Annotated in this window: 22 protein-coding genes and 1 tRNA gene; 9 read left to right on the forward strand and 14 right to left on the reverse strand. The window is 65.1% G+C overall.

The genetic code is table 11. From position 1 onward, the window contains the following. Window positions 1-34: 34 nt before the first annotated feature. Together ABWW33_RS24670 and ABWW33_RS24675 are read right to left on the reverse strand one after the other, a co-directional pair. Complete coding sequence (locus tag ABWW33_RS24670; protein WP_353404141.1) at window positions 35-742, reverse strand: hypothetical protein; 708 nt, start codon at window positions 740-742, stop codon at window positions 35-37. Between the two features lie 101 nt (window positions 743-843). Next, window positions 844-2,076, reverse strand: a complete 1,233-nt coding sequence (locus ABWW33_RS24675) for a S8 family serine peptidase (protein ID WP_353404142.1) — start codon at window positions 2,074-2,076, stop codon at window positions 844-846. A 168-nt stretch (window positions 2,077-2,244) separates the two neighbouring features. On the opposite strand from ABWW33_RS24675, the gene ABWW33_RS24680 reads away from it, so the two are divergent. From ABWW33_RS24680 to ABWW33_RS24690, 3 genes are read left to right on the forward strand one after another with little or no spacing between them, the layout of a single operon-like run. Next, on the forward strand, window positions 2,245-2,745 hold the full coding sequence (locus ABWW33_RS24680) for an RNA polymerase sigma factor (protein ID WP_353404143.1): 501 nt from the start codon (window positions 2,245-2,247) through the stop codon (window positions 2,743-2,745). Next, window positions 2,742-3,503: an anti-sigma factor family protein gene (locus tag ABWW33_RS24685; protein ID WP_176655435.1), complete on the forward strand. Its 762-nt coding sequence runs from the start codon at window positions 2,742-2,744 to the stop codon at window positions 3,501-3,503. Before ABWW33_RS24680 ends, ABWW33_RS24685 begins: the two co-directional genes overlap by 4 nt. A 29-nt stretch (window positions 3,504-3,532) precedes the next feature. Then, on the forward strand, window positions 3,533-4,072 hold the full coding sequence (locus ABWW33_RS24690; RefSeq protein ID WP_176655436.1) for a DUF2058 domain-containing protein: 540 nt from the start codon (window positions 3,533-3,535) through the stop codon (window positions 4,070-4,072). Here ABWW33_RS24690 and ABWW33_RS24695 read toward each other — a convergent pair whose 3' ends face one another. The 6 genes from ABWW33_RS24695 to ABWW33_RS24720 form a co-directional block, all read right to left on the reverse strand. Further along, window positions 4,073-5,272, reverse strand: coding sequence for an acyltransferase family protein (locus ABWW33_RS24695; RefSeq protein WP_353404144.1), 1,200 nt, complete (start codon window positions 5,270-5,272; stop codon window positions 4,073-4,075). Between the two features lie 2 nt (window positions 5,273-5,274). Further along, on the reverse strand, window positions 5,275-6,312 hold the full coding sequence (locus tag ABWW33_RS24700; RefSeq protein ID WP_353404147.1) for a hypothetical protein: 1,038 nt from the start codon (window positions 6,310-6,312) through the stop codon (window positions 5,275-5,277). Window positions 6,313-6,429: 117 nt separating this feature from the next. Continuing rightward, entirely contained in the window at window positions 6,430-6,756 is a 327-nt protein-coding gene (locus tag ABWW33_RS24705; RefSeq protein WP_353404148.1) for a collagen-like protein, read from the reverse strand. A 289-nt stretch (window positions 6,757-7,045) separates the two neighbouring features. Then, window positions 7,046-7,489 carry a nuclear transport factor 2 family protein gene (locus tag ABWW33_RS24710; protein ID WP_353404150.1) on the reverse strand — a complete coding sequence of 148 codons (444 nt, stop codon included), beginning with the start codon at window positions 7,487-7,489 and terminating at the stop codon, window positions 7,046-7,048. A gap of 182 nt (window positions 7,490-7,671) precedes the next feature. After that, on the reverse strand, window positions 7,672-8,181 hold the full coding sequence (locus tag ABWW33_RS24715; RefSeq protein ID WP_176655440.1) for a YybH family protein: 510 nt from the start codon (window positions 8,179-8,181) through the stop codon (window positions 7,672-7,674). A 178-nt stretch (window positions 8,182-8,359) separates the two neighbouring features. Then, window positions 8,360-8,435, reverse strand: a tRNA-Phe gene (locus tag ABWW33_RS24720). A gap of 124 nt (window positions 8,436-8,559) precedes the next feature. Between ABWW33_RS24720 and ABWW33_RS24725 the strand changes: the two genes are divergently transcribed. Continuing rightward, the gene (locus ABWW33_RS24725; RefSeq protein ID WP_353404151.1) at window positions 8,560-9,960 is read left to right on the forward strand and encodes a M20/M25/M40 family metallo-hydrolase; all 1,401 of its coding nucleotides are present in this window, start codon (window positions 8,560-8,562) and stop codon (window positions 9,958-9,960) included. Between the two features lie 8 nt (window positions 9,961-9,968). Here ABWW33_RS24725 and ABWW33_RS24730 read toward each other — a convergent pair whose 3' ends face one another. The 6 genes from ABWW33_RS24730 to ABWW33_RS24755 form a co-directional block, all read right to left on the reverse strand. After that, window positions 9,969-11,279, reverse strand: a complete 1,311-nt coding sequence (locus ABWW33_RS24730; protein WP_353404152.1) for an alpha-amylase family glycosyl hydrolase — start codon at window positions 11,277-11,279, stop codon at window positions 9,969-9,971. 11 nt (window positions 11,280-11,290) lie between these two features. Then, window positions 11,291-13,660, reverse strand: a complete 2,370-nt coding sequence (locus tag ABWW33_RS24735) for a S9 family peptidase (RefSeq protein ID WP_353404153.1) — start codon at window positions 13,658-13,660, stop codon at window positions 11,291-11,293. Window positions 13,661-13,732: 72 nt separating this feature from the next. Then, entirely contained in the window at window positions 13,733-15,115 is a 1,383-nt protein-coding gene (locus ABWW33_RS24740; protein WP_353404154.1) for an MFS transporter, read from the reverse strand. 122 nt (window positions 15,116-15,237) lie between these two features. After that, entirely contained in the window at window positions 15,238-15,801 is a 564-nt protein-coding gene (locus ABWW33_RS24745) for a hypothetical protein (protein ID WP_353404155.1), read from the reverse strand. 344 nt (window positions 15,802-16,145) lie between these two features. Continuing rightward, complete coding sequence (locus tag ABWW33_RS24750) at window positions 16,146-16,856, reverse strand: SDR family oxidoreductase (protein ID WP_353404157.1); 711 nt, start codon at window positions 16,854-16,856, stop codon at window positions 16,146-16,148. A gap of 91 nt (window positions 16,857-16,947) precedes the next feature. Next, a complete protein-coding gene (locus tag ABWW33_RS24755; RefSeq protein WP_353404159.1) occupies window positions 16,948-17,526 on the reverse strand; it encodes a TetR/AcrR family transcriptional regulator in 579 nt (192 codons plus the stop codon). Between the two features lie 111 nt (window positions 17,527-17,637). On the opposite strand from ABWW33_RS24755, the gene ABWW33_RS24760 reads away from it, so the two are divergent. From ABWW33_RS24760 to pepN, 5 genes are all read left to right on the forward strand, one after another. Next, window positions 17,638-17,886 carry a hypothetical protein gene (locus ABWW33_RS24760; protein WP_353404161.1) on the forward strand — a complete coding sequence of 83 codons (249 nt, stop codon included), beginning with the start codon at window positions 17,638-17,640 and terminating at the stop codon, window positions 17,884-17,886. 89 nt (window positions 17,887-17,975) lie between these two features. Continuing rightward, complete coding sequence (locus ABWW33_RS24765) at window positions 17,976-18,764, forward strand: substrate-binding periplasmic protein (protein ID WP_176655451.1); 789 nt, start codon at window positions 17,976-17,978, stop codon at window positions 18,762-18,764. Between the two features lie 8 nt (window positions 18,765-18,772). After that, window positions 18,773-19,501 (forward strand): transporter substrate-binding domain-containing protein, encoded by a 729-nt coding sequence (locus ABWW33_RS24770; RefSeq protein ID WP_353404162.1) that lies wholly within the window; start codon window positions 18,773-18,775, stop codon window positions 19,499-19,501. Window positions 19,502-19,609: 108 nt separating this feature from the next. Next, on the forward strand, window positions 19,610-21,667 hold the full coding sequence (locus tag ABWW33_RS24775) for a S9 family peptidase (RefSeq protein ID WP_353404164.1): 2,058 nt from the start codon (window positions 19,610-19,612) through the stop codon (window positions 21,665-21,667). 61 nt (window positions 21,668-21,728) lie between these two features. Further along, on the forward strand, window positions 21,729-24,383 hold the full coding sequence (gene pepN / locus ABWW33_RS24780; RefSeq protein ID WP_353404165.1) for an aminopeptidase N: 2,655 nt from the start codon (window positions 21,729-21,731) through the stop codon (window positions 24,381-24,383). Window positions 24,384-24,421 lie beyond the last annotated feature (38 nt).

The raw sequence follows: 24,421 nt of genomic DNA on the forward strand, positions 1-24,421 counted from the left end.
GCTGGCCTTGCGCCAGCCGATTTTTTTTGCGTGCTTACATCGCGTTGCCGCCGTTGGTGGAAGGCTTGGCCGCGCTGCCGGTCGAGCCGTTTGCCGTGCCGTTCGCCGAACCATTGGCGGTGCCGCTGGCGTTGGCCGACGGTTGCGCGCTGGCCGCCGCGTCGCCGGCGCCGCGCAGGCCATCGACCACCCCGTGCTTGCTGCCCTTGGCGGCGGTCTTTGCCGTCGCCGTGCTGGTTTTTGCATAGTTGCGGGTGCTGTCGGCCTGCGCCGTCGCGCCGTCGCGCAGCGGTTGCGCGGTGCCGCGTGCGCCTTGCGTCAGGCTGCTGGCCAGGCCGGCGCTGTTGCCGCTGTCGATGCCGACCGCGCCCTGCGCATTGCCATTGCCGCTACCGTTGCCGCCGGCGGTCAGCGCCTGCAGCGGGCCCGGGCTGGCCGGCGCGGCGCTGTTGCTGGCCGACGGTGCCGCCGTCGGCGTCACGTTGCTGGCAGCCGGCTTGTCGCTGGCAGGCTTGCGCAGCTCGTCGGTGTTGATGGCGCCGGTGGCCGAACGCGTACGGTCCAGCACGTCGCCGCGGCCGGCGAAGGAAGTCACGCCGTTCAACTGGCCGCCGATGCCGCCGGAGCCGCCTATCATGCCGCCGACGGCGCCGCCGCGGCCCAGCAATTGGGCGTGGGCCGAGCAAGCCATGCCGATGGACAATGCGATGATCAACTGTTTGGCGATGGTGACGTTCTTCATGATGATTCTCCTTGTAAGCGCCGCAGACAATCTGCGGCTGTTACAAGGAAAACGTGCGGGCTCGACGGTTTAATCCATCGCGATGAAAATATTTTTAAAAATTATCGGAAGGCCGAAGGATCGGTGCGCAACGCCGTCCCCAGCACGCCGTAGCCGATCTCATTGCTGATGGCGCCCGCCGGCGCGCCGGTGGCGGTCCTGGCCAGCCTGGCAATCGCCTGCCTGGCCGCCTGCGGCGAAGGCCGGCCCAGCCCATCGGCCAGCAAGGCCGCCACCAGCGGCGCCGCAAACGAGGTGCCGCGCACCATGCGGTAGGGCGGCGTGCCGATGGCGGCGCTGACCATCTGGCTGCCGGGCGCCGCGAACATCACCTGCGGACCGCGCGCCGCCTCCGGCAGCGGCCGCCCCTGCTTGTCGACGGCGCTGACGCCGACCACGCCCGGATAACTGGCCGGGTACAGCGGCGGCGCCGCCGGCCCGTCGTTGCCGACGGCTGCCACCAGCAGGTGCCCGCGCTCCACCATGCCGCGCACCACCCGTTCGAGGATCTGGTTGGGCGGCCCGACCAGGCTGAGATTGATCACGGCGACCTGTTCGCGCGCCAGCCAGCTCAGCGCCGCCGCGATGCGCGCCGCCGAGCCGCCGGTGCCGTTGTCGCTGCCGCAGTAGATGTCGGCCGCGTACAGCGTCGCCTGCGGCGCGGCGCCGTGGAAGCGCGGCGAGCGGCCGACCATCAGCGCCGCCACCGCCGTGCCGTGCGCGCTTGGATGGGGGCCGTCGTCGCAGCCCCACGGCACGATGGCGGCGTCGTTGAAGACCTCGTGTCCGCGCTCGATGCCGCTGTCGACCAGTCCGATGCGCGGCGCGCCTTCCTTCGAGTCGGCCTTGGCAGGAGCGGGCGCCTGCTGCCCCGGTCCTGGCTGGGCCGCGCCGCTGCCGGTGTAGATATGGTTGTAGTCGTAGGCGCCGTCGGGATCGGCCTTGCGCAGGCGCTCCAGCGTGGCGGCCATGTCCGCATCGGCCGGCAGGCGCAATACCAGCATGCCTTCGGCGCCGCCGTCCGCCACCGGTCCGGCCGCGCGCATGGCCGCCAGTCCTTGCGGGCTGGGCGACCATGCCAGGATTTCGCGGCGCACCACGGGCTCGCCGCGCGGATCGGGTTCCAGCACATCGCGGTGCCGCTTTAGCAGTTCATCGACCTGCTTCAGGCGCAGGCTGCGCAAGTCGCCGGTATCGGTGCGGTCCAGCAGGCGCCGGCTGTCGCGCACCAGGCCGCTTCCCAGGGGATCCTGCAACTGCGGCAGCTGCAGTTGCGGCACTTGCAATTGAGGCAAGCGCAGCTGAGCGCTGGCGCTGGAAGCAGCCAGTGCGCAAGCCAGGGCTACGGCAGTGGTTATGGGTCTGATCGGCATGATGAGATAGTATAAGGAATCGGAGTTTCTGAAACGTAAACGTACGGGACAGGGATTAAAATCCATCTCCCCGTCGTTTACCTGGTATCCATGACCGCTAACGCCATCAACAACGAGATTGCCGCACTGCTGCCGCGCCTGCGCCGGTTCGCCCGCAGCATTGTTTACAACCGCGACGATGCCGACGACCTGGTGCAGATCGCGGTCGAGCGCGGGCTGGGCCGCAGTGCGCAATGGGAGCCCGGCACCCGGCTCGACAGCTGGATGTTCCGCATCATGAAGAACGCCTGGATCGACGAGGTGCGTTCGCGCATGCGGCGCGACACGCTGTTCGCGCCGGAAGAGGCGGGCGAGCATGTCGGCGACGGTTTTGCCGAAGCGCAGCAGCAGCGCATGGCGATAGAGAAGGCCGTCAGCATGCTGTCGGACGAGCACCGGATGGTGATCGCGCTGGTGCTGGTGGACGGCCTGCCGTACAAGGAAGCGGCCGAGGTGCTGGAGATCCCGATGGGAACGCTGACCAGCCGGCTGGTGCGCGCCCGCGCGGCGTTGCAGGAACTATTATCCGATCAAGCGAGGACAGTGAAATGAGCTTTTCCGATGAAACCCTGATGGCGTATGCCGACGGCGAGCTGGAACCCGCGGCGCGCGCCGAGGTGGAGAGCGCCATGCGCGGCGATCCGGAGGTGGCGGCCAGAGTGGCCCGGCATCAGGCGCTGCGGACGGACGTGTTTGCCGCGTTTGCCCCGGTGCTGGACGAGCCGGTGCCGGCCCGGCTGTCGGCCGCCGCCATGCCGGCCAAGGTGGCGGACCTGGACGCGGCGCGCGCCGCGCGTCAGGCGCCGGCCGCCGTTGCGCCGGCCCGCGGCTGGTCATGGGCGCAGTGGGGCGGCATGGCCGCGTCGCTGGCGATCGGCGTGCTGGCCGGCAGCCTGCTGCTGGGCGGTGGCGGATCCGCAGGCCAGCCTCAGTCCGCCATCGCGGCCGTCGACGGCGCGCTGGTCGCCAGGGGCGCGCTGGCGGATGCCTTGTCCAGCCAGCTGGCCTCCAGCGCGGCGGGCGGCGCCGGCGTCAAAATCGGCGTCAGTTTTGCGGCGAAAGACGGTACGCTGTGCCGTAGCTTTACAATAGGGGCTGCGGCGGGTCTCGCGTGCCGCCAGGGCGGGCAATGGACGCTGCCGGTGATGGCCGAGGCGCCGCAGGGCGCGGCCGGCGAATACCGGCAAGCCGGCAGCGCCACGCCGGCCGCCGTGCTCGACGCCATCGACGCCCGCATCAGCGGTCCGGCACTGGACGCCGAGGGCGAACGTGCGGCGCGGCAAGGCGGCTGGGTACGCCAACCGAAATAGCATCACCGATTAATCATGGAGCAGCTCGTATGGTCTCGTTACAAGAACAATTATTGAAAGCCGGCCTGGTCGCCAAGAACAAGGTCAAGGTGGCCAACCAGGAAAAGAGCAAGCAGAAGAAGGAAGAGCGGCGCACCGGCACGCAAAGCGTCGACGAGGCCAAGCTTGCCGCCCAGGAGGCGCAACGCAAGCTGGCCGAACGCAACCGGGAATTGAACGCCCAGCGCGACGCGGCGGCGCAGCAGAAAGCCATCGTCGCGCAGATCGCGCAGATGGTGCAGCAGAACCGCCAGAGCAAGGGCAACAATGGCGACATCGCCTACAACTACACGCACGGCAGCAAGATCGAGCGCATGTTCGTGTCGGCCGCCGTGCGCGAGCACCTGGTGGCGGGCCGGCTGGTGATCGTGGTGCTGAACGGCGTGGCCGAGCTGGTGCCGCGCGTGATCGCCGACAAGATCGCCGAGCGCGATCCGGCGCTGGTGGTGCGGGTCAACAAGAGCAGCAGCGTGGTGGAGGAAGACGATCCCTACGCCGCGTTCCAGATCCCCGACGACCTGATGTGGTAATCAGGCCTTGCGGCGGCGGTGCTTGAGTGATCGTGAAATTCGCATAGCTGTAGTCAGCCACGCTCGACGGTCGCGCAGCAGCAGGAACGGTCGCTCCAGCGCGACGTGCAGCAGCCAGGCGGCGGCCCAGGACATGGCGCCGTAAATGAGCAGGAACAGCAGGCTGGCCAGCGCCGGCTCCGGGAGATCGGCGCCGGCGCCGGCCAGCACGGCCTGGCACAGGTGCGCGGCCGGTTCGATCAGCGGATAGTGCACCAGGTACAGTGCATACGACAGCCTGGCGACGGCGCGCAGCGGCCGGGCGGCACCAAAAGCAGGATGTCTGCGGTTGACGGCCAGGCCGCAGCGCACCAGCAGTGCAAACAGGCAGGACGACAGGATGATGATCCAGCAGGACATCGACCAGTCGCCCGCCGCCAGCCAATCCCGGCCCAAGTGCAGCGCCAGCGGCAGTGCGGCAAGTGCCAGGAAAAGCGATCGGGGCGCGCTGCGATCGCTGGATCTGCCGTGCTGGACGGCCACCAGTACGCCCGCCAGAATGCCGAGCACGGCATGATGGGACGGCGCGCGGACGGTCCAGAAGAAAGCGGCATAGTCGCCCGGCGTCACGCCGCGCGCACTGGCCAGCATGGCCCAGCACAGCCACGCCATGGCCGCGATCAGCAGGACGCCGGCGATCCGCCTGCCCACCCACATCAGCAGCAACAGCAGCGCCGGTGCGGCAAGGTAAAATTTTTCTTCGACGGCCAGCGACCACAGCGTGACCATCACATCCGAACCGAGGTAGTCCTGCAGGAACAGCAGGTGAACGGCGAACGACGAGCGCGAGAACCCCGCGCCGCCTTGCCACGGCGCGCTCAGCCAGCAAAGCAGGATGATGCCCCAGTACAGCGGCAGCGTGCGGAATGCGCGGCGCCGGTAGAAATCCAGCACGGCGGCCTTGCTAAACGGGCCGGCATGCGGCCCGGCGAAATGGCTGCCGATCAGGAAGCCGCTCAGCACAAAGAACAGGTCGACACCGATCCAGCCATTGGCCGCCAGTACTGCCAGCGGACCGCCGGGAACGGCACCAAAAGCGCTTATGGATCCGACCGCCCAGTGGCGCGCCAGCACCAGCAGGATCGCCAGCGCGCGCAGCGCATCCAGGACCGGGTAGCGGCCCGGGTCGCCAACCAGGCTGGTGCGTGCGGCCACAGGCATGGCTAGGCTATCTTCAATGCGCTCTGGACTTCGCGCTTGCGCAGTTTCCAGATGATCGAGTCGACGATGTAGTGATGAAAATTGATGCCCTGATAGGCGATGAGGACCAGCGGCATCAGCGTGTAGTTGGCGAACCAGGTATTGGAAGCGTCGATCGACAGGTACACCACGCCCGTCAGCGCCAGGCAGGCCAGCAGGTAGATCGGCCAGCGGCCCTCCTGGCTGAGCCAGGACAGCGCGCGCTGCTGCGGGTCGACGCCGCCCTTGAACTGATTGGAATTGAACAGCCACACAAAGGCGATGTACTGCGCGTTATGCCACACGTTGATGACCATCCAGCCATTGGTGATGTCGCGGATGGCGACGTAGGCGACGAAGTAGATCAGGTGGTGCGAGCACAGGTAGGCGAAATGCAGCCGCCCCAGCGTGCCGGCGCGCAAGGCGCGCAGTTGCGCCGCCAGCCACCACGCCAGACAGGCTCCGGCCGCGGCCAGTACGCCGTTGGCCAGCCATTGCGGCACCGGCAGTTTCCACACTTCCATCGAGAGGAAGGTGGATTCCGGGCGAGCGCTCATCATCAGGAAAGCGGCGGCCGGCACCAGGTAGAAGGTGAAGCGGTTGAACACGGGGTTGCCGGCCTGGGCGCTGCGCGTCTTCATGCCATACGCCTTGTTGATCCCTTCGCTCTGGCGCGTGTAGTGATACCACTGCCAATGCATGTACACGGTGGCGAGGGCGGCCACGCCGGCCCAGCTGACCAGCAGATAGACGCCGGCAAACACTGCCACCGGCAAAGGCAACAGCAACGTCCAATGCTGGCGCGCCGACTTCATGTCGAACAGCAGCCGGGTATAAGTGGAGATGATGTGGTGATAGCCCAGCAGCGCCAGGTCCAGCGACAGTATCAGGAAGAAATATTGGGGGAAGCCGAGGGCTAGCGCGCCCATCGCCAGCGCGAGCAGTGGAATGCCCAGCACAAACATGCGATCGAAGCGCACGCTGCGCATGTAGAGAGGGGGCGTCTCGACGGTTGATTGCATAACTCGGGCTCCAGCAGGAAAAAGGACGACAGCATTGACTGTATGATAGTGCTATACAGCAATAAGTCCACTATTCCTTCGCTGGAGTACCCGGTGTTGCCTGATGCGGCTGTGGTATTAGCGTTGTGGAACGACGATTACGGTGTCGCCGGTTTTACCTTTTGCGCCGGTGTCGCCCTTGGCGCCGTCGTAGCCGGTGGCACCAGCTTCGCCCTTGGCGCCATCGGTGCCGGTGGCACCTTTGGCGCCGTCGGTGCCTGGCGCTCCGCTATCGCCGGTGGCACCCGTGGCGCCGGTAGCGCCGGGACGAGCCTCGGCACCCGTGGCGCCAGTCGCACCGGTAGCGCCAGGCGCACCGGCAGGACCAGGGACCACTTGCACCACTGGCGGCGGCGTTTCGCGTTGGCAGGCGGTCAGGGCGAAGGTGGAGGTAAGCGCGAGCAAGATCAGGGCGTGTTTCATGATGAATCCTTTGGGAGAGACTGCGCCGCCGTGTGCGGAACGGCTCGACGGCGTCGGGCGCGAGTTTCGCAGGGCGGTGTGAGGGAATGAGACTATGGCCAAGTGGCCGTGGCCGCCACGTCATGGACGATACGGCGGGGCAGGCGTTGGTGGTAGGTTTGCAGCATGCGCTCTAATGCCGAGGCGAACCGTTCGTTTCCGTACATAGCGAATGGTGGGGGAGATCCGCAAACGAAAACGCCAACCTTCGTGGGTTGGCGTTTTTGGGCCATTAATGATGTATTTCAGCAGCGGTTGATTGCTGGCCCGCTTGTCCCGGCTGGAACGCTCTTTCGCTTGCCGCCGTGTCGTAGAACGCCTCGAACCGGGCCACTTTGCCGTCTCGCAAAGAGAATATATGAACCCAGGGACTGTCATACTCGCGGCCGGTTGGCTTGGCCTGCCAACTACCCTCGCCGATGACCACGACCTTGTCGCCCTCGGCAATGAATTGTGTGGGTTCAAACCTGATGGTTTGCAAGGCGGCGCCGAGTTTGGCGAAGAACTGCGCAATGCCCGACCTGCCATGGAAGTTGCCGGAGAAAGGTATCAACTCGGATTCCGGAGTGACCCACTCGGCGTCCTCATGATAGCGGTCCAGCAGTTGCTGGATCTCGCCGTTTTTGTAGTGTTGATAGCCCTCCATCACCACTTGCTTGTTTTCCTGCGTGCTCATGTAAGCCTCCCGATGTTGTCGGCTAGCCGACGACAGTCGCGGATGGTCATGTCGCGGTAGTCGATTCAGATAGCCTAATACTCCGCAAAAGGAAGTCAAGCAAGGGCGGGCTTGGGGCGTCAGCCGAAAAGTTTGTCATGCAGAAGGTTCAGACGAAGCGGATCCATGCGACACATGGATTTTTATTTTGGTGGCGGGGCGCCTGCTACGGGACTCCCAGGAACAACAGCGATATTCGTGTTATGGGCAGCGGAGATAAGCCAATGACCGTCGCGCTTGACAAATACCTGGGTAAACAAACCTTCGCGAGGCGTGCGCGGCGTGCCGTCCGGATTTTTATCACCGCGCAGCCCCCACGTCTGGTGGGCAACGGCGACGTCCGGCTTTAGAAAGCGTATATCCAATTTCAGGTTAGTCCACACGCTATCCTTGAACATCATTTCGTGGACTAGTGCATGGTTTTTCTTGATCTCGGCAGGTCCGATCCATCTCCGGCCATTGACCTGAACAAAATCGGCGTCATCGGTGAAGAGGCTGGAAAGCGTCGTCATATCGTGGCGGTTCCAGGCGTCCTGCCAACGACTTTCGACTTGCTGTATCGCCAACTCGTCATCCGAAGGGGCCGCACGAGCGGACGACAGATCCGTCACCGCCAGGGTCGTAAACAACGCAAGCACAAGTCGGAATCGCATCAATGCTCTCCAGTTGACATTGCAAATAAAACCATATTGACATATTAGCGATGGTTTTGCGTTAGTCAAGTGCGATCGGAATCGGCAAACGAGCATCCGCTGACTCGGAGTCAGGACTACGGAACCCACAAACGACAACGCCCACTTGCATGAGTGGGCGTTGCGTGAGGTATGTTCTTGGTGGCCCGGGGCGGAATCGAACCACCGACACAAGGATTTTCAATCCTCTGCTCTACCAACTGAGCTACCAGGCCAAGGGCCGCAATTATAGCAGACGGTCCCCGGGGTTTGACAAGGGCCAGTTGCGACTTTTATTGACAGCAATAATGTCGAGGTATAAATTTGGTCGTTTCGGCTATCTCATTCGACAGGGACAACATGAAACAGGCGACTTGGTTGTTGGCGGGGCTGGCGTTCACTGGCGTGGTACATGGCGCCGAGCTGAAGCCGGTGCAAAAACAGATGCGCGAGATTTACCAGGAGCTGGTGGAAACCAACACCACCAATTCGATCGGCTCGTGCACCGTGGCCGCCAACAAGATGGCCAAGCGCCTCAAGGACGCCGGCTTCAAGGACGCCGACCTGCACCTGATCGTGCCGCCCGGCGGGCCGAAAAAGGGCAATCTGGTCGCCCGCATCAAGGGCGACGGCAGCAAGAAGCCCTTGCTGCTGCTGGCCCACATCGACGTGGTGGAGGCCAACCGCGAGGACTGGCTGCGCGATCCGTTCAAGCTGGTCGAGGAAGACGGCATGTTCTATGCGCGCGGCTCGTCGGACGACAAGGCCATGGCCGCCTCGTTCGTCGCCAACATGATCCGCTATAAGAAGGAAAAGCTGGCGCCCAAGCGCGACGTCGTCATGGCGCTGACCTGCGACGAAGAGATGGTGCCGACCAAGTTCGACGGCGTCGAATACCTGTTCAACCACCACCGTGCCCTGATCGACGCCGAGATCACGCTGAACGAAGGCGGCGGCGGCCTGCTGGACAAGGAAGGCAAGCCGGTACGCCACGGCATCCAGGCCGGCGAGAAGGTCTACCAGAGCTTCCAGCTGGAAGTCACCAATCCGGGCGGCCACAGCTCGGCGCCGTACCGCGACAACGCCATCTACCACCTGGCGGACGGCCTGTCGCGCCTGGGCAAGTTCGCATTCCCGTTCAAGCTGTCGGACGTCACGCGCGCCTTCTACGAGAAGATGTCGACCATCGAAAAAGGCCAGGTGGCGGCCGACATGAAGGCCATCCTCAACAACCCTCCGGACGAGGCGGCGCTGGAGCGCCTGTACACGCTGAGTCCTTCGCACAACTCCACCGTGCGCACCACCTGCGTGGCGACCCAGGTCAACGCCGGCCATGCCGACAACGCCTTGCCGCAGCGGGCGCGCGCCACCGTCAACTGCCGCATCCTGCCGGGCGAGCCGATCGAGGAAGTGCAGGCGACCTTGCAGCGCGTGGTGGCCGACGACCAGATCAAGATCACCCGCATCGGCGAAGGCGTGGCCAGCCCGATGCCGCCGCTGACGCCGGCGCTGATGAAGGCGGTCGAGGAAATCAGCAACGACATGTGGCCGGGCGTGCCGGTGATTCCGACGATGTCGACCGGTGGCACCGACGGCCGCTTCCTGAACAGCGCCGGCATCTGGACCTACGGCATCAGCGGCATGTTCCACGGCCCGGAAGGCAGCGGCGCGCACGGCCTGAATGAACACATCCGCGTCAAGTCGCTGTACGACGGCCAGGAGTACCTGTACCGCCTCGGCAAGCGCCTGGCCACGGAATAACCCCGGGGTTATTCAGGCACGATGATGCGCCAGCGCCAGGGTTTCAGCACGGCCGGACCTTCGTCGCCGGCCAGCTTGTACTTCTGCAGCGTGCCGGTCGGGTTGACGATCACGCGCACGTTGTTGTTGCCCTGCTGGCGCTTGAAGGCGAACAGCTGGTCGTTGCCGACGTCGAGCACCTGCACCGGCGCGCCGCTGGCGCCGTTCCACAACGCGGCGTTTTCCTTCTTCAGCTGATTCAGGCCGGCGTAGAAGCCTTCCAGCTCATAGGTCTTCCAGTCGATGGGATCTTTTTCGAAGAACTCCAGCTTTTTCTCCAGCCGCGATTCCTGGCCGTTGTAGATCAGCGGCATGCCGGGCAGCGTGTAGCTCAGCACCGCCATCGCGCCGTAGGCCGGGCCGTACAGGTCCTTGTCGGAACCCTGCCACGAATTGATGTCGTGGTTGTTGGTGAACTGCAGGCGGTAGGCGTCGCGCGGGTAGGCCTTGGGCGGATTGGCCACGAAGGCTTTCAGTTCGGCCGCGCCGGCCTGGCCCTTGCCGATCTTTTTCATGATCTCGTTCAGCGGCCAGTCGTAGCTGGCGTCGAAGGCCTTCTCGTGCAGCGCCGGTTCGTTCCATTCGGCCAGCATGAACACCGGCTTGATCTTGTCCAGCTGCGCGCGCGCCTGGTTCCAGAACTCGGTCGGCACCAGGCCGGCGGCGTCGCAGCGGAAGCCGTCGATGCCGACTTCGCGCACCCAGTAGGCCATGGCGTCGGTCATGCCCTTCCACAGCGCCTTGTTGCCGTAGTCGAGGCCGATGACGTCGGTCCATTCCTCGGTTCCACCCGCTTCGTTCTTGAAGGTGACGGAATAGATTTCGCCCTTGTCGTTTTTCTTGTACCAGTCCGGATGCTGGGTGGCCCACGGGTTGTCCCAGGCGGTGTGGTTGCCGACCCAGTCCAGTATCACGTGCATGCCCAGCGCGTGCGCCTGCTTGACCATCTTGCGCAGGTCGTCCATGGTGCCGTAGTCCGGGTTGACGGCGGTGTAGTCCTTGACCGCGTAGTAGCTGCCCAGCGTGCCCTTGTGGTTCTGCTGGCCGATCGGGTGGATCGGCATCAGCCAGATGATGTCCACGCCCATCGCCTTCAGGCGCGGCAGCGCGGCGCTGAAGGCGTTCAGCGTGCCTTCCTTGCTGTACTGGCGAAGATTGACTTCGTAGATGTTGGAGCTGCGGCTCCAGGCCGGGTGCTTCACGGTACTGTTCTCGGCGTGGACCGCGAGCGGCCCGCACAACAGGGCTGCCAACGGCAGCAAGGCGGCAAGCTTTTTCATGCGTCTCCTTTTTATTGTTTCAACGTGCGTTCGAACAGTTGGTAGATGCGGCGGTATTCATCGTACCAGCTCTCCGGGTGGACGAAGCCGTGACGCTCCATCGGATACGGCGCCAGTTCCCAGTTGTCCTTCTTCAGTTCGATGAAGCGCTGGGCCATGCGCACGGAATCCTGGAAGAACACGTTGTCGTCGATCATGCCGTGGGCGATCAGCAGGTTACCCTGCAGCTTGTCGGCGTATTCGATCGGCGACGACACCTTGTACGCGTCCGGGTCCAGGTCCGGCGTGTTCAGGATGTTGGCGGTGTACTCGTGGTTGTAGGTGGTCCAGTCGGTGACGGGACGCAGCGCGGCGCCGGACTTGAACTGTTCCGGCGCGCGCAGCATCGCCATGAAGGTCATGAAGCCGCCGTAGCTGCCGCCGTAGATGCCGACGTTTTTGGCGTCGCCCTGGTGGTTGGCGATCAGCCAGTTCAAGCCGTCGATGTAGTCTTCCAGTTCCGGATGGCCCATCTGGCGGTAGATCGCCGTGCGCCAGTCGCGGCCATAGCCGAGCGAGGCGCGGTAGTCCATGTCCAGCACGATGTAGCCTTTTTCCACCAGCAGGTTGTGGAACATCTGCTCGCGGAAGTAGACCGGATAACGCTTGGTGGTGTTCTGCAGGTAGCCTGCGCCGTGCACGAACATCACCACCGGATATTTTTTCCCCGCTTCCAGCGTGGCAGGGCGATACAGCTTGGCCCACACCGGATCGGCGCCGTGCGTCGACGGTACGGCGACGATTTGCGGCGCGACCCATTCGCGCGCCTTGTAGTCGGCGCTGCGGGTGTCGGTCAGCTGGGTGGCGGCGCCGCCGCCGCTGGCGACGATGGCTATCTGCGTCGGCATGTAGGCGGCCGAGTAGCGCACCAGCAGCTTGCGGCTGTCCGGCGACAGCGCGAAGCTTTCGACGCCGCCCAGCGAGGTCAGCTCGCGCAGCGCGCCGTCCCTGGCCGAGGCCGAGCAGACTTCATAGGTGCCCGGCAGCTTGGGGTTGCACAGGAAGTAGGCGGTGCTGCCGTCGGCGTTCCACTCGATGGCGCTGGTTTCCCATTTGCCGGAGGTCAGCGCGCGCGACTTGCCGTCGGCCGTCATCGCGTACAGATGGGCGTAGCCGCTTTCTTCCGACTGGTACCACAGCGTGCTGTTGTCCGGCTGCCAGCCGAAATCGTTGCCGCGGTTATTGACCCACGCGGCGTCGCTCAGGCGGTGCACCGGTTTCAGCCTGGCCGCCGCCAGGTCGACGGTGGCGATCCAGCGGTCCTTGTTGTCGATCGCCTGCGCCATCACCGCCACCTGGGCGCCGTTGGCGCTCCAGTGGATCGACTCCTCGCGGGACTCGAAGCGGATGCCGCGGTTGCCTTTGAGCGGATCGAGCTTGTGCGCGGCGCGCAGCTCGGCCAGCGGATCGACGTTGATGCCGGGCAGGGCGTCGAACGGCAGGTCGGTCACCTTGCGGGTCGCCAGTTCAACCAGTTTCAGTTGCTGCGCCTGCGGCCCGGCGTCGCTGACGCGCTTGCGCTGGTCGTCGGTTTCCTCGTAGCCCGATTCGGTGACGTACTTGGCCAGCTTGCCGATGCGGCGCTTGTCGCCGTCCTTGGCGCTGGTGACCACCAGCAGGTAGCGGCCGTCCGGCGACAGCGAGCTGGCGTCGATGGTGACTTTGTCGCCCAGGTAGACCGGCAGCGGCGCGCGGGTGGCGTCGGCGCCGCGCTCTTCGTTGCGGCGGTCGCGCGTGGCGTCCTTCTCTTCCTTCAACCGCGCCAGCGTGGACATCAGGCGCAGTTGCAGGTCGCGGCGGGTGTCGGCGTCCGGCGCGGCGTCGGGATCCTTGGCGGTGCGCAGCAGCGCGACCGGCGACACCAGGCGCTCGCCGCGGCTCCAGCTGAACCAGTCGCTGGCGACGCGGAACTGCACGTGGGCGCCGTCGGCGGCATATTGCGGATCGGCCGCCGGCGTGGTGCCGCGCAGGATCTGCGTCAGCGCGCCGGTCTTCAGGTCGCGCTCGAACAGGTCGCCGTTGCGCAGCAGGATGGCGCGCGTGCGGTCGCGGTTGTAGACCGGATCGGCGCTGTCCAGGTTGGCCAGCTGCTTGTCGTCCACCTTCTTCGCTGCGTACGGTGTGGCGATCTGGAAGGTGTCGCGCAGCGGCGAGCCTGCGCGCTTTTGCTTGAAGTAGACCTGGCGGCTGTCCCAGCCCCACCATGCCGCTTCGACCGGGTTGCCGATCCAGTCGGGATTGGCCATGGCCTGGTCCAGCGTGATCGGAGTGGGAGTGGCGCCGGCGCTGGCGGCAAGGGAGCCGGCCAGTGTGGCGGCTAACAGGGGCAGGACAAAACGCATTGGTAGGTTCGCTTTGAGGTTGGGTGAACGGGAGCGTCGGATCGCGGCGCGTCCGAGATTCTAGCCCAAGCCTCAGTTGCGGGCCATCTTGTCGGAAGTGCCATGCTTGGCGTCCGGGCCGCTGCGGTGCGGCGACAGGCGCAGCGCCAGCAGCAGCATCACGCCGGCCGTCAGGCAGACGCCGATCAGCGCCGCCAGCATGACGGCGCTGCCGCCCCAGTTCAGCAGGCGCGCGCCGAGCGCGGGACCGAAGGCGCCACCGGCGCCGCCGGCGGTGCCGATCAGCGCGATGCCGATCGCCGCGTGGCGGCGCGGCAGCAGGCCGGCCAGTATCGCCAGCAGCAGCGGCGCGGCCGAGGTGACGCCCAGCACCGCCAGCGACAGCCCGGCCAGCGACCATGCCAGGCCGTCGTTGGCGGCGATCGCCAGTCCCAGCCCGCCGGCGGCCAGCACCATGCAGGCGACGAAATGGCCGCGCCGCTCGTGGCGGTGGTCCGAGTCGTGGCCGATGGCGACCATGCCGACCACGCCTGCCGCATACGGCAGCACGGCCAGCCAGGCCGGCTGGATGTCGGCGCCATCGGCGCCCCAGCGCCGCAGCAGGTCCGGCGCCAGCGCGGCCAGCGCGTAGCCTGCGCCGATCAGCAACAGATTGGATAGGGCCAGCAGGGCGATGGCCGGATCGCGCGCCAATGTCCAGCCGATGGCGGCGGCGCCGGCGTCGGCATCGCGGGCCGCGGCGCCATGCTGCGCCTCGTCGCGTTCGAGGTCCTGTTCCACCATCTGCTGTTCGAACGGCGACAGCCAGTCCGCGTCGTCCGGCTGCTCGTCGAGACACAGCCAGGCCGCCACGCCCGTCAGCGCGGCCGGCAGGCCTTGCGTCAGCAGCAGCCATTGCCAGCCCTGCAGGCCGCCCTGGCCGTGCAGCGCCTGCAGCGTGTAGCCCGACAGCGGCGCGGCTGCGGCCGCGGCGATCAGCGCGGCGGTGGCGAAGATGGCGTACACGCGGGCGCGCCGCGCGGCCGGGTACCAGCAGCTCAGATAGTAGATCACGCCGGGGAGGAAGCCGGCTTCGAACACGCCGAGCACAAAGCGCAGCGCGTAGAACTGGAAGGGCGTGCGGACGAAGGCGGCGGCGGCGGAAGCCAGGCCCCAGCACAGCAACAGGCGCGGCAGCATTTTGCGCGCACCGATTTTTTGCAGCAGCAGATTGCAGGGCAGCTGGAACAGGCAGTAGCCGAGGAAGAACAGGCCGGCGCCCCAGGCGGCGGCCTGGTCGCCGAAGCCGAGGCTGTGCCGCATTTGCGATTGCGCATAGCCGATGTTGACGCGGTCCAGCCATGCCAGCGCATAGCCCAGCATCAGCAAGGGCAGCAGGCGCCAGCTGATCTTGCGATAGATGGCATCCATGCCGGCGGCGCCGCGCAGATGCAGCAGCTTGGCGCCCGCGCTCATGGTGCGGCTGCCGGCGCGGTGGATGCGATAGCGGAATCGGTCTGCATGCTGCCGATATTAGCCGCACCTAAAAGCTTAGGCAAGCTCCCGGCGCTTGGCGCCGCTCAATACAACAGGGGACTTCAGGCGGCGGCGCCGCTGGAATAGATGCGGGTGCGGCGCGGACGCAGTTCCGGCTGGCTGGCGGCATCGTCTTCTTCCTGCGCCAGGAACATGCTGCCGATCTCGAACCACTCCTCGCTGGAGATGACCTTTTGCGCCAGCGGCAGCAGTTCCTGCTCTTCCTTGTCCAGCCGCTTGAGCAGGTTCTGGCAATACAGGTCGACGGTCCGGCACAGGAACTTGCCCTGCGAGGCGCTGCGGCGCATCGCGCGGCGCAGGCATTTGTGCACCGCGTTGAGCATCGCGCCGCCCAGCTTGCTCAGCGATTCCATATCGTTCATCAGCGCGGCGCAATTGCTGTCGGCCGCGCGCACGGCCGGCATCAGGCAGGCCTCGACCTTGCGCTGGTGGCGTGCCTCGGCAAAGCTGGTCAATTCCCTGAGCTGGGATTCGATGAACACAGGATCGATTTCCTGCGGACGGCGGGCGATCGACTGCACGTACTGCAGCAGCCGCGAGATGAAGTGGCGTTCCTTCTTCTGTTCGATAGATAGTGTCAACAAGACATAGGTGGCAGTAAGCATAACGTTTCCCGTATTTCGTCTGACTTCGGCTGCGCGGCAACGTCGGATGGTGGACACGCCCGAGGTGAGGAGTGTTACCTTAGCCCCGAGGCGGGCTCATTCCACGTCGATTTACAATTGTTCACATCTGCTGGTGTGTCAATAACATAGCGAAGATTACCGGCGGGGAAAACGAGTTGTATGCACGTCAAGCCGGTCGTGATCGTGCGTACTCTTCCTGTCTGAGTAGGAAATTATGCACCTTTTTTGCGCGCGAAAATACGTGATTTATTACGGCGATCAAAAATAATTTGTATCAGCCGCGGCGATTTTTCGCCGCGGCTCTATGCTGCATTGCGGCGAAATCAGGCGCCCAGCGGCGCGCCCAGATAGGCGCCGCGGGGCAAGCCGAAGCCCGCCTTGACTTGACGCGCCGTGTCATCGGCCAGCACTTCGGACTCGCCCGCCTCCAGCGCGGTGACGATGGCCTGCGCGACGTCGGCCGGCGCCACTTTCGGCGCATCGATGCCGGCGGTCATGTCGGTGTCCATATAGCCCATGTGCGCGCCCAGCACTTGCGTGTTTTGCGCGAACAGCTCGCCGCGCAGGCCGTTGGTCAGCGCCCAGGCGGCCGCTTTCGACACGCTGTAGGTGCCGGTGCTCGGCAGGCTGATCCAGCTCAGCGCGGACAGGATGTTGACGATGGCGCCGCCGCCGTTGCGCTTGAGCGTCGGGGCGAAGGCGTTGCTCAGGGCCAGCGGGCCGAAGAAGTTGGCTTCCAGCTCCAGGCGGGCGGTCGCGATGGCCTCCGGCGACGTCACGCCGCCGCCGGAGGAGATGCCGGCGTTGTTGATCAGGATGGTCAGGTCGGGGATGGCTTGCACGGCGGCCTTGATGTCGGCCTCGCTGGTGACGTCCAGCTTGATCGGCGTCACGCCCGGCAGGGTGACGGCGGCGGGATTGCGGGCGCCGGCATAGACCTTGCGGGCGCCGGCGTTGAGGGCGGCTTGCGCCAGGGCTTTGCCCAGGCCGCGGTTGGCACCGGTGACGAGTACGACGGCATCTTTGAAGTTCATGATAGTTCCTTTGTTGTGGTTAAAAATATAAATATGACCGGTCATCTTAAAAAACAGCGAAAAAAAACGCTACTGCATGAGTTACCTCAAACTACATCAAAATCCGGTCCAGCGTCATGACCAGGAAACGCTCCAGCGGCGCCCGGCTCTTGGCCGCCTTCGCATGCAGCACGGCGCCCTGCCATGCGTCGATGATGAAGTTGGCCAGTTCCAGCGCCGGCTGTGCCGTGCTGACGCTGCCGCCGCGCTGCGCCTCGGCGATCAGCACCGCCAACCTGGCGCTCCATTCGTCGTAGGAATCCCTGAGCGCCGTGCGGATCGCCGGGATCTGGTTCGACAATTCCGAACTGAAGTTGCCCAGCAGGCAGCCGCAGTTGTAGTCGTTGACGGCGTTGGCTTCGATCAGCAAGCCGAAATACCGTGCCAGCCTGGCCTTGGGTTCCAGCGCCGTCTCGTCCAGCACCGCGAGGTGCTCCCCGGCCACGCTGGCATAACGCTGCAACACTTCGATCCCCAGCGCTTCCTTGCTGGCGAAGTGGTTGTAGAACGAGCCTTTCGGTACACCGGCCGCTTCCGTGATGTCTTGCACACTGGTCGCATTGAACCCTTTGCTGTGCAGCAGGTTCAGGCTGGTGGTAACGATTTGCTCTTTGACGTTAGGTTTAGGCATGTGCGTAATATGACTGGTCGTCTTAAAAAAGTCAAAGGCTTTTTTCCTATGGAGGTGATAGCATACCGATAGTTTTTTACTTATGGTTAAGAGGATTGTGTAATGAAGGCAATGGCATCAACCGGTATCTGGATTTCCCTGGCGCTGCTGGCGGGCTGCGCGTCGACCCCTGAGGCGGCGCCGGAGGCTGCGGCCACGGCGAAAACGGCCAAGTGCAACCGCAACGCCGACGCGCCGACCGGCAGCTCGATCACGCGCCGCGATTGCTCGGCCAATCCGGACGTGCAGACGGTCGATGCCAAGGAGTTGCTGGACCAGAAGCGTTTCACGATGCCGACTGATCCAGGCAGCCGGCGCTAGTTACAGTTGCAGTTGGGCTAGAATAGGAACTCCGCAGTCGATCCGGAGTCCGCTTGTTTCCCCGTTTGTTCATTCTTGCCGGTTTAGCTATGCTGCTGTCCGCTGCGCCGGCGTGGGCGGGCTGTTCCCGGACCATAGTGGTGCCGGTGGCGCCGACCGGCTTCAGCGTCATCATCGACGGCGGCAAGGTGTCTGGCGTGTTTCCGGACGCGTTGCGGGAACTGGGCAAGAAAGCCGGTTGCGAGTTTGCCTTCCCGGTGATTCCGCGGGCGCGCATTTCGTATATGTTTTTGCAGTCCGGCGAGGCCGACCTGCTGTTGCCGGCCTCGCGCAGCGACGAGCGCGACAGCCAGGCCGACTTCGTGCCGATGATGAAGCTGAAGATGGCGCTGATCAGCAACAAGAACGGCCCGGTGCGCGCGGCCAGCGTGGCCGAACTGCTGGCGCACCCGGACTGGCGCGGCGTGGTGGTGCGCAGCTATGTGTTCGGCAACGAGTACAACGCGCTGATGGAGCAGCTGGAGGCGCAGCGCCGCGTGTCGTATGCGGCGGCACCGCTGATGGTGGCGCGCATGATGAAGGCGGGGCGGGCCGACTTTACCGTTGTCGCGCCGACGATATTTCTGACCTCGCTGAACGAGGATCCGGAGATGGCGGGTTTTGCCGGCCAGGTGCGGTTCTCGGCGCTGGACGGCTTGCCGCCGACCGACAGCGGCATTTATGTGTCGCGCCGCTCGTTGAGCAAGGCCGACCAGGCGCAGCTGCACCAGCTGCTGCGGCAGGCGGCGCAGGGCACGTTGTGGAAATGGTTTCAGCATTACTACCCGGCGCATATCGCGGCCTTCGCGATCCGCCACCATGAACCGGTCACCAAGTGAGGGAATCCATGCGCCGCCTGCTGCTGTCATTGTTGCTGGGGTTGTCGTTGTCCGCGCCCGCTCTCGGCGCGCCGCTGACGCTGAAGATGTGCATCTTCGATCATCCATTCCCGCCGATGACCTTGCCGGACGGCAGCGGCCAGGCGCAGGAGCTGTTGCGCCGCGCCTCCAGGCTGCAGCCGGTGCTGATACAAAACGTGGTCAAGCCGCGCTTCGACTGCATGGAGCAGCTGCGCACCGGCCAGGTGGACGCCATGCTGGCCGCCTTCATCGAAGACCGGACCTCGTACGGTGCCTTCCCGATGGCCGGCTCGCAGCCGGACACCAGCCGCGCCGTCGGCGAGCTGAACTTCTCGGTGTCGCGCCGCCAGGGCGGCACGGTGGAGTGGGACGGCCGCCGCTTCCACGGCCTGGGACGGCAGCCGGTCGGCACCCAGCCGGGCTTGCTGCACGTGGCGCTGCTGCGCCAGCTTAACGTGGTCATCGACGACAGCGGCGGCAGTCCGGAACAGGTGTTTGCCATGCTGGCGCAAAACCGCGTGGCGGCCGTCGTGACCCAGCAGGGCGAGGGCGAGACGCTGATCGCCGACAAGTACCGGGGCCAGATCGAGATGCTGCCGCGCCCCTTCATCGTCACGCCGATGTATCTGATCGTCAACAAGGCGTTTTATCAAAAGAACCAGGCGCAGGTCGAGGCGTACTGGGATGCGATCAGGCAGGCACGCGGCGGCAAGTAGCCCAAGTAGCATAAAGTAACAGTTTTGCTTGCTGCACTGCACTCTTGGTATGATGTCCGACAGCCGGCCACGAGCCGGCCATTTCTTATAAACGTCGGAGATCACCGAATGAGATTACCTCTGCTGCTGCTCGGCACCGCCGTCGCGGCGTCCAGCGCAATTGCCGCGCCGCGCGGCTTCACTGTAGAAGACATGGTCAGGATGGAGCGCGTCGGCAGCCCGGTGCTGTCGCCGGACGCCACCCGAGTGGTGTACACCGTGCGCTCGACCAATATGGACAAGAACCGGGGCAACACCCAGCTGTGGATGCTGGACTTGCGCGCGCCCAAGGCGGCGCCGGTGCGCCTGACCCAGGCCGACGCCAGCAGCAGCGATCCGGAATGGTCGCCGGCCGGCGACGCCGTCTACTTCCTGTCGGCCCGCTCGGGCTCGCAGCAGGTGTGGCGCCTGCCGCTGGCCGGCGGCGAAGCGGCCAAGGTCACCGACCTGGCGTTGGACGTCGAGAACTTCCGCCTGTCGCCGCAGGGCGACCGGCTGGCGCTGAGCGTGGCCGTGTTCCGCGACTGCGCCGACCTGGCCTGCAGCAAGGCCCGCCTCGATGCGCAGGGCAAGAACAAGGCCAGCGGCAAGATCTACGACAAGCTGTTCGTGCGCCACTGGGATACCTGGGCCGATGGCCGCACCAACGTGCTGTACTCGGCGCCTATTGACGCCACCGGCAAGGTCAGCGCGCAGCCGGTCAGCCTGTCCGGCATGCTTGACGGCGACGTGCCGTCCAAGCCGTTCGGCGACCACGACGAATACCACTTCAGCCCGGACGGCAAGACCGTCGCGTTCTCGGCCCGCATCGCCGGCAAGACCGAGGCGTGGTCGACCAACTTCGACGTCTATACCGTGCCGGCCGACGGCGGCGCGCCCAAGAACCTGACCGCCGACAACCAGGCCTGGGACACGAAAGCGATCTACTCGCCGGATGGCAAGACGCTGGCCTACCTGGCCATGGACAAGCCGACCTTCGAGGCCGACCGCTTCCACCTGGTGCTGATCGACGTCGCCAGCGGCAAGAAGCGCACCGTCGCCGACGGCTGGGACCGCTCGATCGCCGACTACCGCTGGACGCCCGACAGCAAGACCTTGCTGGCCACGGCCGACGACGTCGGCCAGCACCGCCTGTTCGCCATCGACGCCGCCAGCGGCAAAGTGGCGCCGCTGACCGGCAACGGCTATGTCAGCGCCTTCGACGTCGCGCGCGACACGGTCGTCATGGCGCAGGCCAACCTGTCGTCCGGCGCGCAGCTGTACAAGTTCAAGCTCGGCGGCACGGCTGACAAGGCGGCGCAGCTGACCACGCTGAACGCGGCCGCGCTGGCCGACGTCAAGTTCGGCGAGTACGAGCAGTTCTCCTTCACCGGCGCCAACGGCGAGACCGTCTACGGCCACGTGATGAAGCCGTGGAACGCGCAGCCCGGCGTCAAGTATCCGATCGCCTTCCTGGTGCACGGCGGCCCGCAGGGCAGCTTCGGCAACTCGTGGAGCTACCGCTGGAATCCGCAGGTGTATGCCGGCGCCGGCTATGCCACCGTGTTCATCGACTTCCACGGTTCGACCGGCTACGGCCAGAAGTTCACCGACTCGATCAGCGGCGACTGGGGCGGCAAGCCGCTGGAAGACTTGCAAAAAGGCCTGGCGGCCGCGGTGCAGAAATTCCCGTGGCTGGACCGCGAGCGCAGCTGCGCGCTGGGCGCGTCGTACGGCGGCTTCATGATGAACTGGATCGAGGGCAACTGGTCCGACGGCTTCAAGTGCATCGTCAACCACGACGGCGTGTTCGACACGCGCGGCATGGCCTACGCCACCGAGGAAATCTGGTTCACCGAATGGGAAAACGGCGGCGCCTACTACGACGTGCCGGAACTGCACGAGAAGTTCAATCCGGCGCTGAAGGTGAAGAACTGGAAAACGCCGATGCTGGTGGTGCAGGGCGACATGGACTTCCGGATCCCGACCGCGCAAGGCCTGGGCACCTTCACCGCGCTGCAGCGCCGTGGCGTGCCGAGCAAGCTGATGGTGTTCCCGGACGAGAACCACTGGGTGCTGAAGCCGGCCAACTCGGTGCTGTGGCACCACACGGTGATTGACTGGCTCGATACCTACCTGAAAAAATAAAACCAGTTTAACGATACAACGCCCGCGACGACGCGGGCGTTGCCGCATTCAAGGACAGAACATGAAAAAAACATTGATCGTTGCCGCCGTCGCGCTGGCCTACAGCACCGCCCAGGCCGCGCCGGCCGCCGCTACAGCCGCCGCTGGCACCGCCACGCGCGCCGAAAACGCCTTCCTGTCGCAAGCCGACGCCGCCGCCCGCTCGGCGCGCGTGGCCAATGTCGACTACACGCTGGAGTTTGTACTGACCGGCAAGGAGACCTTCTCCGGCACCACCACACTGGACTTCGACCTGAGCGACGCCAGCCAGCCGCTGACCATCGACCTCGACAAGGCGACCATCGCCAGCATGACGGTCAACGGCAAGGCCGTCGCGCCGCAATACAACCAGTGGTTCATCACCATCGCCCCGGCCGACCTGAAGGCCGGCCGCAACCGCGTCACCATCGCCTACCAGCGCCCGCACAGCACCAACGGCGAAGGCTTGCACCGCATGGTCGACCCGGTCGACGGCCGCGTCTACACCTATTCGCACTTCGAGCCGGCCGCGGCGCACCAGATGTTCCCGCTGTTCGACCAGCCGGACCTGAAGGGCACGTACGAAGTCACCGTCACCACGCCGGGCGACTGGGTGGTGTCGTCGACCAAGCGCGAGACCGGCATCCAGGAGATCGGCGCTACCCGTCGCTGGACCTTCCCGCGCACCAAGAAGCTGAGCACCTATAACTTCTCGATGCACGCCGGTCCGTACAAGGTGTGGGAAGACAACAGCGGCAAGTACCCGATGCGCCTGTTCGCGCGCCAGTCGGTGGCGGCGCAGGTGTCGCCGCAGGACTGGTTCAAGTACACCAAGCAGGGCCTGGCCTTCTTCGACAACTACTTCGGCGTGCCTTACCAGTTCGAGAAATACGACCAGCTGCTGGTGCCGGACTTCCTGTACGGCGCGATGGAAAATGCCGGCGCCATCACCTTCGCCGAGCGCGGCTTCCTGTACAAGGAAGAAATGACGGCGGCGCAGAAGCAGAGCCTGGCCGGCGTCATCATGCACGAGATGGCCCACCAGTGGTTCGGCGACCTGGTGACGATGAAATGGTGGAACGGCCTGTGGCTCAACGAATCCTTCGCCTCCTTCATGGGCACCCTGGCGACCGCCGAATCGACCGAGTTCAGCAACGCCTGGCAGGGCTTCTATTCGGGCGCCAAGCAGGGCGCCTACGTGCAGGACCAGCGCGTGACCACGCACGCGATCGAGACGCCGGTGCCGTCGACCGCCAACGCCTTCGACAACATCGACGCCATCACCTATTCCAAGGGCGCGTCGACCCTGAAGCAGCTGCGCCACCTGCTGGGCGAGGAAGTGTTCCGCCAGGGCGTGCACAACTACCTGGTCAAGTACTCGTACCAGAACGCCAGGCTGGACGACTTCATCGGCAGCCTGGGGGAGGCCGCGCACCGCGACCTGAGCGGCTGGACCAAGCAGTGGCTGTACGAGCCTGGCGTCAACACCATCGCGGCCGAGTTCAGCTGCGCCGGCGGCAAGATCAGCGCCTTCAAGCTGCGCCAGGCGGCGCCGACCAAGGCCATGCCGACCTTGCGCGAGCAGCGCGTGCAGATCGGCCTGTTCAACCTGGGCGCGCAGGGTCTTGCGCTGAGCAAGAACGTGGCCGTCACCTACCAGGGCGCCAGCACCGCCGTGCCGGAACTGAAGGGCGCCGCCTGTCCGGACCTGGTGTATCCGAACTACCAGGACTGGGGCTATGCCCAGGTGCAGTTGGACAAGAAGTCGTTCGCCACCGCGCAGGCCAGCCTGAGCAAGGTGGACGATCCGCTGCTGCGCTCGATGCTCTGGCAAAGCCTGTGGGACAGCGTGCGCGATGCCAAACTGCCGCTCAACGACTTCCTCAAGACCGCGCTGGCCAATGCGCCGGCCGAGAAGGACTACACCTTGCTGGGCGACATCGTCGGCAAGATCCGCGCGTCCAAGCATTACCTGGACCTGATGGGACCGTCCGCCGCGGCCTACAACGCGCAGGTCGGCGCGCAGCTGGAGCAGATGGCGTTTGCCGCCATGCAGGCGTCCAGCGGCGACAAGAACTTCCAGCGCCGCTGGTTCTCGCTGTTCATGGGCGTGGGCAGCAGCCCGGCCGCGTTGCAGCAGATGGCCGACATCCTCAGCGGCAAGCTGGTGGTGGAGGGACTGAACGTCAGCCAGGACGTGCGCTGGGAAATCGTCGGCCACCTGAACCGCTACGCCTATCCGGGCGCGGCGGCCTTGCTGGCGGCAGAGCAGGAGCGCGACAAGTCCGACAGCGGCCAGTCAGCCGCGCTGGCCGCCACCGTGGCCCAGCCGGACGCCAAGGTCAAGGCCGAATGGCTGGCGACGATCGCCGACCTGAAGACCAAGCTGCCGTTCTCCAAGATCCGCACGGCCATGAGCAGCATGTATCCGGCCGAGCAGGGCGCCTTGAACGAGCTGAGCGCCAACCAGCGCCTGGCCACGCTGGGCCAGGTCGACAAGGATGCCGGCCCGGTCTTTATGCGCAGCTACGCCACCTCGATGATACCGGCCACGTGCACGCCGGCCAGCGTCCAGCGTTTGCAAGCGACAATTGTTAAATTGAAAGATTTGTCTGCTGGCACAAAACGTTCCCTTTTGGTGACTCATCAGGAAGATGAACGCTGTGTTGCCATTAAGAAAGCGATGACAGTATTTTAATTGCCGGTCGTTAGACCTCGAAAGCCAGCCGTCCGGCT

This window comes from Duganella hordei, from assembly GCF_040369125.1.
Taxonomy (GTDB): domain Bacteria; phylum Pseudomonadota; class Gammaproteobacteria; order Burkholderiales; family Burkholderiaceae_D; genus Rugamonas; species Rugamonas hordei.

Bases quoted from the DNA above. Each gene is read 5' to 3' on its own strand.
- ABWW33_RS24670 (WP_353404141.1), bottom strand. From the start codon at position 742: ATGAAGAACGTCACCATCGCCAAACAGTTGATCATCGCATTGTCCATC.
- ABWW33_RS24680 (WP_353404143.1), top strand. From the start codon at position 2,245: ATGACCGCTAACGCCATCAACAACGAGATTGCCGCACTGCTGCCGCGC.
- ABWW33_RS24685 (WP_176655435.1), top strand. From the start codon at position 2,742: ATGAGCTTTTCCGATGAAACCCTGATGGCGTATGCCGACGGCGAGCTG.
- ABWW33_RS24690 (WP_176655436.1), top strand. From the start codon at position 3,533: ATGGTCTCGTTACAAGAACAATTATTGAAAGCCGGCCTGGTCGCCAAG.
- ABWW33_RS24695 (WP_353404144.1), bottom strand. From the start codon at position 5,272: ATGCCTGTGGCCGCACGCACCAGCCTGGTTGGCGACCCGGGCCGCTAC.
- ABWW33_RS24700 (WP_353404147.1), bottom strand. From the start codon at position 6,312: ATGCAATCAACCGTCGAGACGCCCCCTCTCTACATGCGCAGCGTGCGC.
- ABWW33_RS24710 (WP_353404150.1), bottom strand. From the start codon at position 7,489: ATGAGCACGCAGGAAAACAAGCAAGTGGTGATGGAGGGCTATCAACAC.
- ABWW33_RS24715 (WP_176655440.1), bottom strand. From the start codon at position 8,181: ATGCGATTCCGACTTGTGCTTGCGTTGTTTACGACCCTGGCGGTGACG.
- ABWW33_RS24725 (WP_353404151.1), top strand. From the start codon at position 8,560: ATGAAACAGGCGACTTGGTTGTTGGCGGGGCTGGCGTTCACTGGCGTG.
- ABWW33_RS24730 (WP_353404152.1), bottom strand. From the start codon at position 11,279: ATGAAAAAGCTTGCCGCCTTGCTGCCGTTGGCAGCCCTGTTGTGCGGG.
- ABWW33_RS24735 (WP_353404153.1), bottom strand. From the start codon at position 13,660: ATGCGTTTTGTCCTGCCCCTGTTAGCCGCCACACTGGCCGGCTCCCTT.
- ABWW33_RS24740 (WP_353404154.1), bottom strand. From the start codon at position 15,115: ATGAGCGCGGGCGCCAAGCTGCTGCATCTGCGCGGCGCCGCCGGCATG.
- ABWW33_RS24745 (WP_353404155.1), bottom strand. From the start codon at position 15,801: ATGCTTACTGCCACCTATGTCTTGTTGACACTATCTATCGAACAGAAG.
- ABWW33_RS24750 (WP_353404157.1), bottom strand. From the start codon at position 16,856: ATGAACTTCAAAGATGCCGTCGTACTCGTCACCGGTGCCAACCGCGGC.
- ABWW33_RS24755 (WP_353404159.1), bottom strand. From the start codon at position 17,526: ATGCCTAAACCTAACGTCAAAGAGCAAATCGTTACCACCAGCCTGAAC.
- ABWW33_RS24760 (WP_353404161.1), top strand. From the start codon at position 17,638: ATGGCATCAACCGGTATCTGGATTTCCCTGGCGCTGCTGGCGGGCTGC.
- ABWW33_RS24765 (WP_176655451.1), top strand. From the start codon at position 17,976: ATGCTGCTGTCCGCTGCGCCGGCGTGGGCGGGCTGTTCCCGGACCATA.
- ABWW33_RS24770 (WP_353404162.1), top strand. From the start codon at position 18,773: ATGCGCCGCCTGCTGCTGTCATTGTTGCTGGGGTTGTCGTTGTCCGCG.
- ABWW33_RS24775 (WP_353404164.1), top strand. From the start codon at position 19,610: ATGAGATTACCTCTGCTGCTGCTCGGCACCGCCGTCGCGGCGTCCAGC.
- pepN (WP_353404165.1), top strand. From the start codon at position 21,729: ATGAAAAAAACATTGATCGTTGCCGCCGTCGCGCTGGCCTACAGCACC.